This is a genomic window from Clostridium sp. CF012, from assembly GCF_018861755.1.
Lineage (GTDB): Bacteria > Bacillota > Clostridia > Clostridiales > Clostridiaceae > Clostridium_AD.
Genome location: NZ_JAHLEF010000046.1, coordinates 1 through 15,893 on the forward strand (window position 1 = coordinate 1; position 15,893 = coordinate 15,893).

The 15,893-nt window shown below is 30.0% G+C and carries 22 protein-coding genes; 9 read left to right on the forward strand and 13 right to left on the reverse strand.

Annotated elements, in window-relative coordinates; translation table 11 throughout:
• Positions 1 to 48: 48 nt before the first annotated feature.
• The 12 genes from KPL50_RS23895 to KPL50_RS23950 all read right to left on the reverse strand — a co-directional run bounded on the left by KPL50_RS23895 (position 49) and on the right by KPL50_RS23950 (position 7,007).
• The gene (locus KPL50_RS23895; protein ID WP_253200789.1) at positions 49 to 411 is read right to left on the reverse strand and encodes a DJ-1/PfpI family protein; all 363 of its coding nucleotides are present in this window, start codon (positions 409 to 411) and stop codon (positions 49 to 51) included.
• 46 nt (positions 412 to 457) lie between these two features.
• A complete protein-coding gene (locus tag KPL50_RS23900) occupies positions 458 to 706 on the reverse strand; it encodes a hypothetical protein (RefSeq protein WP_216301005.1) in 249 nt (82 codons plus the stop codon).
• 73 nt (positions 707 to 779) lie between these two features.
• Positions 780 to 1,406, reverse strand: a complete 627-nt coding sequence (locus KPL50_RS23905) for a class I SAM-dependent methyltransferase (RefSeq protein ID WP_216301006.1) — start codon at positions 1,404 to 1,406, stop codon at positions 780 to 782.
• 133 nt (positions 1,407 to 1,539) lie between these two features.
• Positions 1,540 to 2,106, reverse strand: a complete 567-nt coding sequence (locus KPL50_RS23910; RefSeq protein ID WP_253200790.1) for a GNAT family N-acetyltransferase — start codon at positions 2,104 to 2,106, stop codon at positions 1,540 to 1,542.
• Between the two features lie 80 nt (positions 2,107 to 2,186).
• Positions 2,187 to 2,624: a hypothetical protein gene (locus KPL50_RS23915; RefSeq protein WP_216301007.1), complete on the reverse strand. Its 438-nt coding sequence runs from the start codon at positions 2,622 to 2,624 to the stop codon at positions 2,187 to 2,189.
• 197 nt (positions 2,625 to 2,821) lie between these two features.
• Positions 2,822 to 3,220 carry a hypothetical protein gene (locus tag KPL50_RS23920; protein ID WP_216301008.1) on the reverse strand — a complete coding sequence of 133 codons (399 nt, stop codon included), beginning with the start codon at positions 3,218 to 3,220 and terminating at the stop codon, positions 2,822 to 2,824.
• A gap of 1 nt (position 3,221) precedes the next feature.
• Positions 3,222 to 3,437 (reverse strand): hypothetical protein, encoded by a 216-nt coding sequence (locus KPL50_RS23925; protein WP_216301009.1) that lies wholly within the window; start codon positions 3,435 to 3,437, stop codon positions 3,222 to 3,224.
• A gap of 172 nt (positions 3,438 to 3,609) precedes the next feature.
• Positions 3,610 to 4,053 carry a GNAT family N-acetyltransferase gene (locus tag KPL50_RS23930; RefSeq protein ID WP_216301010.1) on the reverse strand — a complete coding sequence of 148 codons (444 nt, stop codon included), beginning with the start codon at positions 4,051 to 4,053 and terminating at the stop codon, positions 3,610 to 3,612.
• Positions 4,054 to 4,261: 208 nt separating this feature from the next.
• Positions 4,262 to 4,633: a VOC family protein gene (locus tag KPL50_RS23935; protein WP_216301011.1), complete on the reverse strand. Its 372-nt coding sequence runs from the start codon at positions 4,631 to 4,633 to the stop codon at positions 4,262 to 4,264.
• Between the two features lie 184 nt (positions 4,634 to 4,817).
• Positions 4,818 to 5,555 (reverse strand): DUF362 domain-containing protein, encoded by a 738-nt coding sequence (locus KPL50_RS23940; protein WP_216301012.1) that lies wholly within the window; start codon positions 5,553 to 5,555, stop codon positions 4,818 to 4,820.
• A 138-nt stretch (positions 5,556 to 5,693) separates the two neighbouring features.
• Positions 5,694 to 6,233, reverse strand: coding sequence for a GNAT family N-acetyltransferase (locus tag KPL50_RS23945; protein WP_216301013.1), 540 nt, complete (start codon positions 6,231 to 6,233; stop codon positions 5,694 to 5,696).
• A gap of 249 nt (positions 6,234 to 6,482) precedes the next feature.
• Positions 6,483 to 7,007, reverse strand: a complete 525-nt coding sequence (locus KPL50_RS23950) for a GNAT family N-acetyltransferase (RefSeq protein WP_253200791.1) — start codon at positions 7,005 to 7,007, stop codon at positions 6,483 to 6,485.
• 432 nt (positions 7,008 to 7,439) lie between these two features.
• On the opposite strand from KPL50_RS23950, the gene KPL50_RS23955 reads away from it, so the two are divergent.
• From KPL50_RS23955 to KPL50_RS23990, 8 genes are all read left to right on the forward strand, one after another.
• Positions 7,440 to 8,114, forward strand: a complete 675-nt coding sequence (locus KPL50_RS23955; RefSeq protein ID WP_216301014.1) for a response regulator transcription factor — start codon at positions 7,440 to 7,442, stop codon at positions 8,112 to 8,114.
• A 1-nt stretch (position 8,115) separates the two neighbouring features.
• Entirely contained in the window at positions 8,116 to 9,132 is a 1,017-nt protein-coding gene (locus tag KPL50_RS23960) for a HAMP domain-containing sensor histidine kinase (protein WP_216301015.1), read from the forward strand.
• A gap of 161 nt (positions 9,133 to 9,293) precedes the next feature.
• Positions 9,294 to 10,061 carry an ABC transporter ATP-binding protein gene (locus KPL50_RS23965; protein ID WP_216301016.1) on the forward strand — a complete coding sequence of 256 codons (768 nt, stop codon included), beginning with the start codon at positions 9,294 to 9,296 and terminating at the stop codon, positions 10,059 to 10,061.
• Entirely contained in the window at positions 10,054 to 12,036 is a 1,983-nt protein-coding gene (locus KPL50_RS23970; RefSeq protein ID WP_216301017.1) for an ABC transporter permease, read from the forward strand. Before KPL50_RS23965 ends, KPL50_RS23970 begins: the two co-directional genes overlap by 8 nt.
• A 163-nt stretch (positions 12,037 to 12,199) precedes the next feature.
• Positions 12,200 to 12,688: a hypothetical protein gene (locus KPL50_RS23975; RefSeq protein WP_216301018.1), complete on the forward strand. Its 489-nt coding sequence runs from the start codon at positions 12,200 to 12,202 to the stop codon at positions 12,686 to 12,688.
• 288 nt (positions 12,689 to 12,976) lie between these two features.
• The gene (locus KPL50_RS23980) at positions 12,977 to 13,276 is read left to right on the forward strand and encodes a hypothetical protein (protein WP_216301019.1); all 300 of its coding nucleotides are present in this window, start codon (positions 12,977 to 12,979) and stop codon (positions 13,274 to 13,276) included.
• A gap of 195 nt (positions 13,277 to 13,471) precedes the next feature.
• Positions 13,472 to 14,092, forward strand: coding sequence for a DUF3841 domain-containing protein (locus KPL50_RS23985; protein ID WP_216301020.1), 621 nt, complete (start codon positions 13,472 to 13,474; stop codon positions 14,090 to 14,092).
• 201 nt (positions 14,093 to 14,293) lie between these two features.
• Positions 14,294 to 14,521, forward strand: coding sequence for a DUF5050 domain-containing protein (locus tag KPL50_RS23990; protein ID WP_216301021.1), 228 nt, complete (start codon positions 14,294 to 14,296; stop codon positions 14,519 to 14,521).
• 12 nt (positions 14,522 to 14,533) lie between these two features.
• On the opposite strand, the gene KPL50_RS23995 is transcribed toward KPL50_RS23990, so the two are convergent.
• Complete coding sequence (locus tag KPL50_RS23995; protein WP_216301022.1) at positions 14,534 to 15,238, reverse strand: DUF975 family protein; 705 nt, start codon at positions 15,236 to 15,238, stop codon at positions 14,534 to 14,536.
• 300 nt (positions 15,239 to 15,538) lie between these two features.
• Between KPL50_RS23995 and KPL50_RS24000 the strand changes: the two genes are divergently transcribed.
• Positions 15,539 to 15,706 (forward strand): hypothetical protein, encoded by a 168-nt coding sequence (locus KPL50_RS24000; protein ID WP_216301023.1) that lies wholly within the window; start codon positions 15,539 to 15,541, stop codon positions 15,704 to 15,706.
• Positions 15,707 to 15,893 lie beyond the last annotated feature (187 nt).

Consider the following 15,893-nt stretch of genomic DNA (forward strand, 5'->3'; position numbering starts at 1 on the left):
TAGATATCAATGGGATTTAGAAAAGATGACTCCTGTTCAATACAGAAATCATCTCCTTAATTTAATATAAGTTTTTTTAAATTGTCCTTGACAAAGGGTACAGATTATAGCACCTAAAACTTTTTTGTTATTCAGAGCGTTTTCTACTAAAGCCTTAACCTGCTGAGCTTCCTCAGTTCTCCATGACATTCCACCAATTAAAACTAAGCCTTCAAAATCAGTTGGAGCAGATTTAATATCATAATCTGGTATAACAGTAAATCCACCTAGTGATTTAATACTATCTTTCGTCAAGGAAACAGTTTTTATAGAATATACCTCTTGACCCAATGCAAGAATTAGCGAAGATACATAAGCAGCTTCCCAATCAGCATACTTATCCAAAATAACAAATAATACAGTTTTTTTCATTACATAACCTCTTTTCTTAAATTTTATTAGTTATAACAAATAATAATTAAGTATACATCAAATTACTATTTGTCATACGAGGTATATTACCAATTCTTAAAATTCCATCAGCATTGGTAAATGTTGAACCACTCAATACGTTATCCTCTGTAGCATCACCCTGACCTTGCTTAATTGCGTTTACTCCTGCTACAAGTGCCGAAAAATCCTTACTCGCAGGTGTTATTTTTTTGCCGACAATAGCAGAGTAAACGCCATTTTTCCCATTATCGACAGAGGTTTTTAAATCATTCATTTGTTTCGCCGTTTCTGCCTAAGTCGTCACAAGTAAAAACGCCACTAACTTTTATTGTTTGTGATGTCTAATTTTAATATTGCGAAGATGACTTTTTCATTAATATATAATCAAAATATGCAGAAATATATTCTTTATTTTCTATTTCTCTTTTAATTACTCGGTTCTCCTTATAGATAACTTCAAATTTCCCAAAGAATTGTTCAATTTCACTATCCTTATAGTGGCAATAAAGCACTTTTTCATTATCTTCAATTTGTATGAACTCGCCTTTACTTTCCTGTATGCCTTTCCCATAGGAATCACACTCTTCACTTAAAAAATTCACATAACATAGACCTCCATATTTTAATACTCGGTAGAACTCTGATAACGCAAGTAAAAAATCCTGTTTCTTCATATGAACAGATGTATTATAAGAAAACAGAAAACTAAAAAACTCATTATCAAAAGGGATTTTTTTCATATCACCATGTATAATATTTAAATCTGTATTATGTTCCTCACAAAATGTAATTGAATTTTCTAATTGTTGTTCGGATATTTCAATACCATAAGTTTTATATCCAAACTCATAAAATAAAGAAAGTGGTGGATTAGAACCACCAGCACCACAATCAAGAATAATTTTTTCAGAGGAACTGGTATTACAATATTTTAAAAAGTTATATAACGGGAAGGCAGATATAAGATTATGCATATTTTATCTTCACTCCTTATATTTATTATCATTAGATATTGGGAGTATTAAATTTTTTTATTAGTAGTCTGTTACTTCGTAAAATTCTACCATGTCGTCACTTAGGAATATTGTGTATTAAATATACTAATAGTTACGCTAAATTTCTGTATCTTCTGTAATAGAAATAGCTATCGCTTTCCATGTTGGGTTGTTTGTGTTTAATTGGTGTTCGTTTTTCAAATAATTCAAAACCGCATTTCTCAGCAAGGTGACAAGAAGGAATGTTTGCACAATCAATCGTCAATATAAGATACTTTATATCTGATACATTGAAACACCAACCCACTAAAGCATTTACAGCTTCTTTTGCGTACCCATTTCTCTGATATTTTACCGACATAAAATAGGCTACTTCAACTTCATTTACTGTATCTTCAAGACCCATACCTACCATTCCAATCATTTCATCTGTATCAGGTAATGCAATTGCATATCTTTTATTCTCATAAACATCTGTTGAATCTTTTTGAGTTTGGTGCCAATCAATATACTCCAAAAAGGCTTTTGGCGAATCATTATTTTCTGCCCAATCAGGCATAAATCGAAAAATGTTTTTCTCTCTGACAATCTGATAAAGGTTTTCTGCGTCTTTTCGCTCAAAATCTCGAATTATTATACGGTTTGTTTCTATTCTCATATTGTTCTTCTCCCCCATCATGTATAAATAATGTTTGATTCACAATAGATCACATCTGCATACTATAAGAAGAGTGTGAATTAATTAAGCAAACACATCTTTTATAACTTTATTTTTTTTGTTAACTTTTCTACAAAGTATTTAGAACCTACTAATTCCAAACCATTTTCATTTATACTTACTACTAAATACTCCCTCCATAATGTTCTAAATACAGAGGATTTAAAAATTATCTGCCCACTATCATTTTTTACCATGGACCAATGCAGCTTTTTCATTATTTTTTGTATTTCAGTTATTATATCTTTATTTGTTATTTCTTCACACATAACCTTCGTGGAATATTTTGTATACTTCTCGATGTTAAAGAAACTATAACAAATAGAAAATGTGAAAGTAAACCAAATAGTTGAACTAATATCTCTATTTAGATGATTGAAAATTAAATTAACCATTATGCTGAATACAAATGTCAGACTAAACATATAACAAAATATTTTTAAAAACGTTAAAAATTTATTTGAATCTGTTTTATTCAAATTGTTCTCCCCTTTAGGTTTAGTCTTAGTTTATAATATTTTACAATTGCTACTTAATAATACCATATTATAGCATAAATATAAAGATTAGAGATATCCACTTGTTTAGTAAAAATGCAAAATAAAAACACCCTATTGAGTGCCTACATTAGAAAATATATTTAATTTGTACTTAGGCATAAAATATCACCTCCCTTCTAAATTATTCTTACATACCCATAAGTTCTGCCATTGCCATTGCCTACAAATGTAGGGCTAGAAGCAACTAAGGCCATAGTAGTTTTGAGGAGTTTTGCAATAGAGCCTCCCATACCTGCATAAAGATATAGGTCGTCTTGACATATTGAGCCGCATTGATTGCCGTAATTAGGGCTTACACTAACTAGTATCATATTTTCTTTTTCGTATTTTCTAACCGCGTTAGGGGAATAACCTCCAACATATACAAAGTCGGTATCTGCTATAATAGCACAGGCATTAGCAAAATTAGTTGTTGTACTTTTTATTTGCGCTAAAGTTGCGGTGGCTTTGGATATTACAGCCCTATATTTAAAGTCGTCGGCTGCTAATATTAAATTGTATATCATATTTAACATACTAAATCACCTCCGTTTGTAACGTGTCTAAATGATATTTATACACCAATGTACTGCCATCAGCCAATGTCCTTGTTTCTGTTACAAGATTTGTAGTATAAACAAGGTTATCAGTCCTTATGATTGTAGAGCCTGTTTTGTGCAATATTTGTGTCACTTTACCAGTTGTAATTGTAGGATATTGTATAGTTCCTTTAATATCAGTTTGCTTCAGCATATCAGCCTAAGTCGTCACAAGTAAAAACGCCACTAACTTTTATTGTTTGTGACGTCTAATATGAACATTGTGAAGAATCATAATTTAAATCAATCGTACATAATAAAAACACCGTAAAATTCAATTTTCAGAATAATAAGGTATTTTTATAAATAATTCATTTATAACTTTTCTATTTTTGTTGCATATATAAGGTGTTAGGATAAAATCCTAACACCTTATAAAAACATATCGTTGATTCATTCTCCTGGGACACAGTTACTCCAATCACTTTACAATCCATTTCCTTCATCCATTCTATGTGTTTGGATGCAAGTTGCCTCCCAACTCCATTACCTCGATTACTCTTACCAACATGCAGTGATTGAAGCTCTCCCGTTCCATCCACTATGGTTGATATACAATATCCTATATATTTATCATTGTTTTTAGCCACAGTTATTTTCATTGTATCTTTATTAAACATAGAGAAAGCCTTTATTTTTTCATCAAAGCTAATGGAGCGATATGATTCTTTAAAGTATTCTGAACTATCCTCATGATACAACCTGTTCTTTTCCCAAAGGTTCTTGATGATATCAATGTCATTATAATAAATATCAAAAATCTCACTCATAATTATCTACTCCTTAATACATTTATTGCGTATAATACTACGATTCAGTCTTAATAATACAATAATTTATCATAAATATAAATAATAGATATATCCTATTCTTCATGTCAGCATATTTACCTAAGTCGTCACAACTAAAAATGCCACAAACTTTTATTGTTTGTGACGTCTAAATTGAAAATTGTGTATTAGTTTATTAAAGTAATTGCTATCTTGTGCGAGTATAAAAATTTATTAAATTGCCATCTGGGTCTCTAAAATAGAATGAACGATTTCCCCATGGCTGTGTCGTAAGTGGTTTTACTATCGCTATATTCAATTGTTCTAAACGGGCAAAATCATTATCTACATTATCTACGTTAAATTCAAGTTCAAGACATCTATTTGACGATGGTATTGTTGAACCTTTTGCAAGTTCTTCATGTGCTTTAAAACTGAACAAAGAAAGAACTCCTCCATCAGTTGGAAATTCAACATAATCATCTCCATAGGACTGTGGTTCAATCTGTAATACCGCTTTATAAAAATCACTTAATTTTTTTACATTTTCAGTAACAATACAACTGTGCGTAAGTTTCATTGTTTTTCTACCTCCTTGGTGTATTAATTATCATATTTTACTATTCCACATTAACCATATATAACCATTATACATTTATCCCCTGTTAAATATCAATATAAAATTGATATATTAAAAACCCACATCTTAATTGATATGGGTTTACTACTTATGTCGTCCGTTACGAAGGTTACGAAATAAGTAGTTACATACTTTCAAGCCTTTTCAAGTATTCTGGTTTTTCAAGATAACTAAATAAATTATATAGAACATATAAATCAAGTTCGATTCCATCGTTACCTACTAAGTTTTCCTTATATGTAAACTCTCCTCTATTTTCATCCATTGCTAAACCTCCATTTATAAAGAAATCAAAAGAAGCATAATGTTGAATTGCACAAAAAAGATTTGCAACAGATTTATGAAGGTCAATATGTATACGAGGTCGCGGGGCAATATGGTTGCCATCTATTTGGTACATACGCCTTGGTACTGCACCTACAAATAGTTTAACGTTATTTGAAAAAATCATTTCAGGACGCTTTGATGTAGCTGGAATAGCGACTCTTACTCCGAAGTCTCTAAAGCATTTTGGGATATAATGCTTCTCGTCATCTATAGTAACTTCTTCTACATCTTCAAAATCTAAATCTAAGACTCCTACATTATACTTATTTATGATTTCCTCTAAACCTAATTGCTCTAAATTCTCTCTTAAATATCCATTTGCACTTTCAGCAATAGTGCAGTTACCTTGATTTAAATATATATACTCTATTACGTTAGAAAGTATTTTACCATCTGTTCTTGGATGATTTTTTGAATAAGGACGTGCTAAATTCACTTTAATTAATACTGATTTGTCTTTATTAATTCTTTCTTTTAAGCCTAGCTTGTCCAAGCATGAAAAAAAGTCAATTTCATTTTTACTCGATAATATCATGATATTTCTCCCACTCCCATTCTCCTTAGTCCTTAAGTAAATATTCAATACTAAAATTTATGGTAATCCCATTGCTATGACGCATTAAAATTCAGTTGTGACGAAGTTTAAGAAAACTATTCATTATGTTAAAGATAATTAATTAAGATATTCAGATTTAAAAATATTATAATATAAGGTGATAACTTCTTTGTTATCTAATAGTTTTAATCTCTCAGTTTTTTGAAATCTATATTTAAATCCGCATTTTTCATTAACTCTTTTAGAATTTTGATTGAAATCAAAATGTCCACACCAAATTAAATCCAAATTTAATTTATTAAATCCATACTCAATTAAGCAATTTACAGCCTCTGGAATAATTTCTTTCCCCCAATATTTAGGATTAAGAACATATCCTATTTCCTTTTGTTTTAAGTGAGAAAGGCTGTCATCAGGTTTTCTATTATGAAGTCCTATACCACCAATAACTTTGTTTTCTGATTTCAAAACTATAGCATATGTTTCATTATTTTCAATGAACATAGTTACTATTTCTTTGCTTTCTTCTTCACTTTTATGTGGTGGCCAACCAGCGTTAGGACCGACTAACTCACTTTTAGCATATTCATATAGATCCGTGCTATCATTTTCTTTCCACTCTCTTAATATCAATCTATTAGTAATTAATGTTTCCATAACATTTCCCTCCCCGAATTTAAACGTTAATACACACTGTTTTACGATTCCGTCTTGATTGTACCATAATATAACATGAAAACAAAGATTAGGATATTCCCAATTTTTGTCTCAGTATATTTTCCTAAGTCGTCACAAGTAAAAACACCACAAACTTTTATTGTTTGTGACGTCTAATAAGAAGAATTCGACATAAGTAAAGCTAAAAATATGCCAATTTTATTCATCTCTATAAATTGGGGTTTATCTCTATCTTTCAATACAATAAGTTAGTTTATCATATTCTACTTCAATTCCCTGCTTGATGGATTTATAGTTCTTTTCCTCTTTGATTTTAGTCATACCGCACTTTTCCATAACTCTGTAGGATGCTCTATTTTTATTAGTGCAAGTTGACATAATCTTAGTAATGTTTAATTTATGAAATGCATATTTAATGATTTCTCTAACCGCTTCCGACATATAACCATTGTTCCAATATGCCTTATTAGATATCCAACCAATTTCTGCAAAATTTTCCTTTATCTCTAACGAAATGTTACCAATAACTTTGTTGTTTTCCTTCAATTGAATTGTAAATTCATACCAAGTAACTGTATTAGAATTCATAGAAGTAGTACATTGATCGATAAACTTTCTGATATTCTCTTTGGATTTAGGCCAATAAATCATATATTTTCCCGTATCCTCATCACATCCGTATTCACATATATCAGAGCGATCCTGCTCCGCAATTGGGCGAATTATTAACCTATCAGTTATTAATATATCCATAATAATACACCTTCTTTAATAATTTATCAGTCTTACAAATTCCGATTTATTGGTTTGTTTTATAAAAAATACATATGTCGCAATAATATACAGTTGCGTCACAAATGATTTATTTAATTATACCATTATTACCTTAAATTGGGTTAAAAAATAAATATACGATTTAAGGTAAATATTACATTCAATTTTTATAAAATTTGTGGAATAGCCTCAAAGTGAAAGTAACTCAATTACAACTGAACTTGATCCCTGTCAAGTGGACAGTGGAAATAATAAAAAATACTTAGTAAAGATTTCTGGAAAAATCAACTGGAATTCACCATTAGGGTTACTAGCCAAAATGTGATTTAATTAATGGGAAAACTTGACTGAAATACATATGACATTTAGTATAGTAAAGGCATGTATAAAAAATGGCAAAGGGTGATGAATATGTATAAAATATTGATTGTAGAAGATGACCCAACTATATCAAGTATATTAAAGAATCAATTGTGCAAATGGGGTTACGAGGCAGAAATTATTTCTGATTTTAATAATGTTATAGATGAATTTATAAAATATGATCCGCAGTTGGTGATTTTGGATATTACCTTGCCTTTTTATAATGGCTTTCACTGGTGCGTGGAAATTAGGAAAATATCAAGGATTCCAATAATTTTTGCGTCTTCCGCCAGTGATAATATGAATTTGATTATGGCTATTAATATGGGAGCTGATGATTTTATTGCTAAGCCTTTTGATCTAAATGTAATAGTTGCAAAGATACAGGCCCTACTCAGGAGGACATATTCTTTTCAAGGACAAGTAAACATTTTAGAAAGTGATGGAGCTGTTCTTAATTTAGGAGAGCTGACTCTTACCTATAAGAATGATAAGCTGGATTTAAGTAAAAATGAGTTCAAGATATTACAGATTCTTTTAGAAAACAAAGACAAGGTTGTTTCCCGTGATGATATTATGAGGAAGCTGTGGGAAAGTGATAGTTTTATTGATGATAATACTTTAACGGTTAATGTCACTAGGCTTCGAAAAAGGCTGGAGGATATAGGGCTTAAGGATTTTATTAGGACAAAAAAAGGCATAGGATATATAGTGGGTGATTAAGATGGAAAAAAGATATATTTGGACTATTGCAATTTCCTATTGCAAGGAGAAAATGAAAACAGTTATTGAATTTTTAATTTTTATAATGATATTTTTTAGTGTATATTCTTTATATCATTTGACTGTAGAGCCTATTTTATATGCAACCTTACTATCAGCTACATTAGCTTTTTTATTTAGTCTTTATGATTTTAAGGTATATTATGATAAGCATATGATTCTTCAAGATATTCTCAGTGGGATACAATTTGAACTAGGTAAGCTACCAAAGGCTAAGACCTTAATAGAAAAAGATTACCAGAGTATTATTACAACTGTATATAAGGAAAAATCAACATTAATATATAACACTGACAATAAATTAAGTGAGATGGTTGATTATTATACAATGTGGGCACATCAAATAAAGACACCTATTGCTGCTTTTTCTATGATTATTCAGTCTATGCAGGCAGGCACGGAAAAAAAACTTATGGAGCAGGAGCTATTTAAAATTGAACAATATGTAGAGATGGTATTGCATTATATAAGGCTGGAGAATTTGTCCTCTGACTTAAAATTAGAGCTATATTCACTCCATGAAGTCGCTTGCCAAACCGTGAAGAAATATGCGGCTACTTTCATTTATAAGAAGATTTCACTAAATTTGAAGGAGTTTGATTGCAAGGTAATAACTGATGAAAAATGGATTACCTTTGTGCTAGAACAAATTTTATCTAATGCATTAAAGTATACAAAAAGCGGCAGCATTTCTATTTATATAGAGGGGGATTTAGAGAAAACCTTAATAATTGAGGATACTGGCATAGGAATAGCCTCTGAAGATATTCCAAGGGTTTTTGAAAGAGGTTTTACAGGATATAATGGCAGAATGGACAAGAAATCAACGGGAATAGGATTATATTTATGTAAGGAAATTATTACAAGACTGTCCCATAAAATATCTATGACCTCAGAAATAGGAAAAGGAACAAAGGTAGCTATTGATTTTTCTACAGATAAAATATATATAGACTAGTCTTACAAAAGAGGTAAGGACTAACCTTACATAAATGTAAGGTTAAAGAAGGAAGTGTAAGCTTAAGTTAAGGCAGAACATTCCTTTTTTTTATATAATTAATTTGTAAGTTAGGAAATAGCATAAATCAATTTCCTGAAGTAAAAATTGGAGGGGTCAATATGGTATTAGTAGAAGTTAAAAATTTAAAGAAGATATATTCAACAAGATTTGGGGGTAATAAGGTTGAGGCTTTAGATGATGTTTCATTTTCAGTAGAAGCTGGTGAATATATAGCTATTATGGGGGAATCAGGATCAGGTAAAACTACATTGCTTAATATATTGGCATCACTTGATAAACCTACAAGTGGAGAAGTTTTATTAGAAGGGAAAAATATTGTTAACATAAAGGAAAGTGAAATATCTGCCTTCCGTAGAAATCATTTAGGTTATGTGTTTCAAGATTTTAATTTACTTGATACCTTCTCTTTAAAGGATAATATATTCCTGCCGCTTGTGTTATCAGGAAAAGACTATAAGGAAATGGAGAGCAGATTACAACCTATTGCAAATAAGCTAGGAATCAAAGATATATTAGAAAAATATCCTTATGAAGTATCAGGAGGAGAGAAGCAAAGAGCAGCAATAACCAGAGCTATTATTACAAATCCAAAATTAGTTCTTGCAGATGAGCCAACGGGTTCATTAGATTCAAAGTCCGCAGGCGAGATTCTGAAATTATTCTCAGCTATAAATAGATCTGGTCAAACTATTGTTATGGTTACACATAGTACAATAGCTGCAAGCCATGCTAGTCGTGTACTTTTTATAAAGGATGGAAAGATCTTTAATCAAATTTATCGTGGAGCTATGAGTAATGATGAAATGTATCAAAAGATTTCAAATACCCTAACTCTGTTAACTACAGGCGGTGGCGAAAATGAATAGTTCCTTTTATTTCAAATTTGCTAAGACTAATTTAAAGAAAAATAGCAAAACTTATTTGCCATATATATTGGCTTGTATAAGTGCAATTATCATGTTTTACACCATGGATTGTATAGTATTAAATGAAGGATTAGATAAGATTAAAGGTGCAGATTCATTAAAAATGATTCTGAAATTTGCAGTTAACGTCATTGCATTATTTTCTATAGTATTTCTATTTTATACTAATAGTTTCTTAATAAAGAGAAGAAAGAAGGAAATAGGGCTTTATAATGTGCTTGGAATGGAAAAAAAGCATATTGCCAAGGTTCTTTCTATTGAAACCGTAATAGTAGCTACTATTAGCTTAGTTTTAGGTATTTTAGGTGGAATTATAGTTGGAAAATTAATGTTTTTAATATTAATAAATTTAATGAAACTGGATATTACTATATCATCTTCATTTTCACTATCAGTGCCAGCAATAATACAAACCATAGAATTATTTAGTATGATTTTTGTAGCTATTTTAATAGGAAATCTTCTACAAGTTAAGCTTACAAATCCTATTGAATTACTAAAAGGTGGGCAAAAGGGGGAAAAAGAGCCAAAGACATCTTGGATATTAGCTATTTCTGGTGTTATTGAATTAGCTATTGGGTATGGCCTTGCTATGTATATAGAATCACCATTAAAAGTATTTGATATATTTTTTATAGCAGTAATTTTAGTTATTGCTGGAACCTATAGTACTTTTACAGCAGGAAGTATAGCGCTTTTGAAGATGTTAAAGAAAAATAAGAAGTTTTTCTACAAAACAAAGAATTTTGTTTCAGTATCTGGAATGATTTATCGTATGAAACAGAATGCTGTAGGTTTGGCTAATATTTGCATTTTAAGTACAGCGGTATTACTAACAATATCAACAACTGTTGCTTTATATGCTGGACAAGAAAGCAGCTTGAAAATTAGCTATCCATTAGATGTAGCAATATCTATAGGAAATGCAACAGCTAAAGAAAAGGATAGAGTAGCAAATATGATAAAAGAAGAAGCGGAGAAGAGTGGTGTAACACTAAAAAACCAAGTAGAACTTGATGATAAAGAATTAATGACATTTCAAAATGAAAATTCATTCAAAATTGCTAAAGCCGATGTATCTGTTATGAGTGATATAAAAAGTTTACATCTTTATACCTTAGAAGATTATAACAAAATGGAAGGTAAAGCTGTAGCTCTAAAAGATAATGAAGTACTCATCTTTTCAGTTGGTAAGGAATTTAATTATGATTCTATTGTTATAAGTGGTAAAGAGTTTAAAGTTAAAGGCAAACTTAATAAAATAAAGATAGCGAATAAAAATAAAAATAACTTAATAGATGAATATAGAATTATAGTTAAGGATACGAATGCCTTAAAGGATACCTATGAAGAAAAAAATGCCAATGAATTAGTAAATGCTAATGCTAGTATTGCATTTGATATTGATGGTACTAAAGAGGATACTATAAAATTCTGTGATTCATTAAAAAGCCATATAAATGCTATGAAAGACAGTAATTTTCAAAGCATTTATACAGATAGAGAAGAATTTTATATATTTAATGGTGGGTTCATATTTATTGGATGTTTTCTAGGACTATTATTTACAATGGGAACAGTTTTAATAATTTACTATAAGCAAATTTCTGAAGGTTATGATGATAGCGAAAGATTTAAAATCATGCAAAAGGTAGGTATGAGCAAGAAAGAGGTTAAAAATACTATAAACAAGCAAATACTTATGGTGTTTTTCCTTCCACTAGCAGTAGCAGTAATCCACATTGCCGTTGCTTTCAACGTTGTATCTAAACTATTATCTTTGTTTGGTCTATTTAGTACCAGTACATTAATACTTGCAATAGCTGGCACTGTTGCAATCTTTGCAGTGTTATACGCTGTAGTTTATAGACTTACAGCCAAGACTTATTATAAAATTGTGCAGCAAGAAAATTAGATAGTAAGTCTTGCTAGACATTCCCCTTAATTGTGAACCGTAATGAAATAAGCTAGAGAAAACTATGGAATAACATGTTATAATATGAAAAGAATTTTTAAGATAAACTATGAGAATAATCCAAAACATTAAAATCAAAATTTAGGAAGGGGGAATATTAAAAATGGCTTATATTAACAAGCAAACATGGGAAATTTGCAATTACAATTCTCGTTCAAATTACGATGAAAATGAATATTTTGAGGTAGATGAAACTATTGCATTAGCAATATCGCAATTGAATAGAAAAGGTTATAAAACTTCGTTTTGTTGTAGTGGTCATATATTTAATGATTTAAGCGAACTAGGAGTGGCTCCAGGTGGTCATGGTACTATTAATGGTGTGTTTTATGAAGTTGAAGAGGACAGTGAGTCTAAAAAATATGACTGTATACAAAGTAATGGTAATTGTTATATCTCTTTTGGAGCTCATTATGATTTCAGCAATTTGCCAAAAGGATTTGAATGTAACTACAATGATGATAGTGGAACAATTTTAGAAAAAGAATATGTTTCAAAAGATGGAACATTAGAAATAAGTTTTGAAATTGTAGAAGCTATGTCAGATTTATATAAATGGGTACTATCTTTAGATGAAATAGTTAATTTGTAAATTAGGTATAATGTATAGTAATATCGTGCGGGTTCGATTCCCGCCTCCGGCACCATATAATTTAAAGAAAGACTGTATCACTTAGTTTTAAAGCTAAATGATACAGTCTTTTTTATTAATTTGCACCAAAAACTGAAAATCCATTTCCAATTTTTGAAAGGTGACAGGCACCTTTCAGATATTGGTAGTGTAACGGACAATATCTGTTGCTCTAGCTCATCATAAAAATAAACTTTGCATTTTTTTATATGCGGAGTTTATTTTTATTTATTTTCAGGGAGAATGTGTATGAAGGCAACAGTAATTGATGTATCAACATGGTTTGAAATAGTAACAGAATTAGGAAAACAATTAAATATTACATTTGAACAAGCATTAGAAATAGTATATAATTCAAGAATGTATAAACTTCGTGAAGATGAAAATACAGGTATGTATTGTAAAGCACCATTAGATATAGTAGATTTAATAAAAGGGGTAATAATACCATATTCGAAGTGCTTGAATATAAAAAACCTAGAAATTTACCTCAAAGTATTATGGCAAGAGCTTAAGAGGATAAGGTCTTTAACGACATTTCAGATGTAAAGTTAAGGGGCTTAGAAAAAATAGAAAAAACTTGGTGAAAGTCAGCGAGTGAAACTGCTTAAGTAATTAGGTAGTTTTTCGTCGTAAAAATACAATTGAAAATTAAGTGATGAACCAAGGAGATTAAAAGTTTATTATGGAAAATGATAATATAAATATTGCAATATCGAAGATGATGATTTAGGGAGTGATTATATGAAACTATGGACAATACAGACACTTGCTGCATATGAAAAATTCAAAGATATGGGAACACTTAGAGCTGATGAAACCTTCATTTATGAAGATATGGTTTTTCATTACAAATGGATAGTAGATCAAATGAAGAAAAGAATAGGTTCACCACCTTCAAAAGAGTTAAAATACCCAATCTGGTCATGGTATCAATGGAGTGGTACTAGCAAGAAGAAACCAGATTTAAGGAATTCATCACACTTACCTAAAGGAACAAGTGGAGTACGTATAGAGTTAGAAGTAGATCCCAAGGATATTTTGTTAGCGGACTTTTTAGACTTCAATGGTGTTTTAAACTATGGGTACATCACTGAAACTGAAGTCGAATATGATAATTTCTACAAAGAACTTGAAAGCTATGGATTCTGTCATGCTGATTTACAAGGAACAGTTGAAACTTCAAGCATATTAGATCAATTTAAGACTAAACTGTATAGGAGTTGGGAGAGGATTTTTGATACGGAAGGCATAATAGTAGATGAATCATGGTCTGGTAAAAAAGAAGACCAATCAATCCAAGCCACATTATGGGAAGTGAAATGGGAACAGGTTATTTCTTGTAAGAAATTTGTATCAAGGTAGAAGAAGCATTTTAATTTGAGCAAGTAGTAAGTGGGTCGATTCACACCACGCTAAGACTGTGACTTGGGAAAAAAACAGTAAATTAGTTAGTTGGAATTTAGAGTGAGCATCAGTGGCTGAAGTAGCTATCGGTGATTATTTTTTTGATGCTTATCTTGCGTAGTTCAGTTAACCATTACCTGGAGAAAATCAAATAATAAAATGATTAAAGAAAAAAAATTACAGGCTATTGATAAGGCGTATTATGATGGTAAAATAAATATAGAAGAATATAATTATAGAAAAATTAGCGATGATACTTGTTATAAAATAAATTATTCTGGAAACTACATTTATTATCTTAAATATGAAGATGTTGCACAGCCAATTATGACGTCTATTTACAGAATAAAGGTTGATGGAACGGAAAACATGAAAACGGTTATGTAGATTTATTCAATACTATTTACTGTAGTATAATGTACTTTTATTAGCTTCTCGATTTTTCAAGTCTAAATACAAGTTAGCAGTTGTTACTTCGATATAAGGCAATAACCACAACATACCTATACCAAGACTTAAAATTGCTAGTAATATCCAACCTAAAAAGCTCAACTGTAAAATAAATAAACGACCAATTTGTCCATGTATTAATTTTAGACCACCAGTTAAAGCACCTATTACACCTATTTGGGGATTATCTATTAAAATGTAATATACCATAGAAAACATTAAATACAAAAAAATACTCAGTAAACCAAATACAAGGCTTAGAAATTGTTCAGTAACAACATTAACTGTAATTATATTTGATACTAACGCACTGAGGATATTCGTACTATCGACTATTCCATACACTACTACCCCTGTTATAAAATACTTAAAACCATTTAATATATCAATTACATTATAATTTGTTTCTCTTATCAATTTAAGATAGCAAAATGAAACACCTATTGTTACGGGTGCAATCAATACAATGTCAACTAAAGATGTTGTTAAAGATGAAAAGTTGAATTTAGATAGCAGAAGCTGCCCGGGTAAAATTCCTATTACGAAATATATTAGTGTCAATAAAGCACTCTTTCCCCACTTACCCGTTAATTGTAGTTTTGCCAACTCTTTAAGCTCTGCATTTGTCTTCATTTCATATACATTATTTTCCATAACGATACCCCCTATATTACTTTATCATACATTGTTGTATGCAACTTGTTTTAGAATATATACACCTATAATAAAATTATAACATATTATCTATATTTTTCAATTGAGTGAATTGTCCAGGATGCAAATATGGATATCATGAGGGATTTATAAAAATTTTAATTGATAATTTATATGATAAAGCCGTTATTCAGGTATAATTGTTAAATAAACAATATATAACAATAAACTCAAGTAAGTTTAAATTGTAGGTGTGTTTTTGTTGAAATAAATATTGATATACGGGTGGTGAAATTTCATTTGAATAATATAGAGCAACTAAAAATATTTAATGAACTGTTCGAGCAAGCATTTTATATTAATTCGAAATTTAAATCAAATAAAATAAAACAATTTTGGTCTGATATGGAGTTGTTGACTGATGGACTTGCTGGACCGTTTTATAGTATATGTAAGGATGGAGGATAAGGCTAAAGGCGATTTTATAAAAAAATTAGAAGATATTTATAAAAGCTATTAAAATGTAATACACATTTTAATAGCTTTTTTTATTTTAAAATTTTAGAAGGCAAATTTTTATCTTTGGTGAATGATAATATGTAAAATCAGCTTCATTAGCGTTACAAATATACAGCTTGACAGTGTTAGTGCCTAT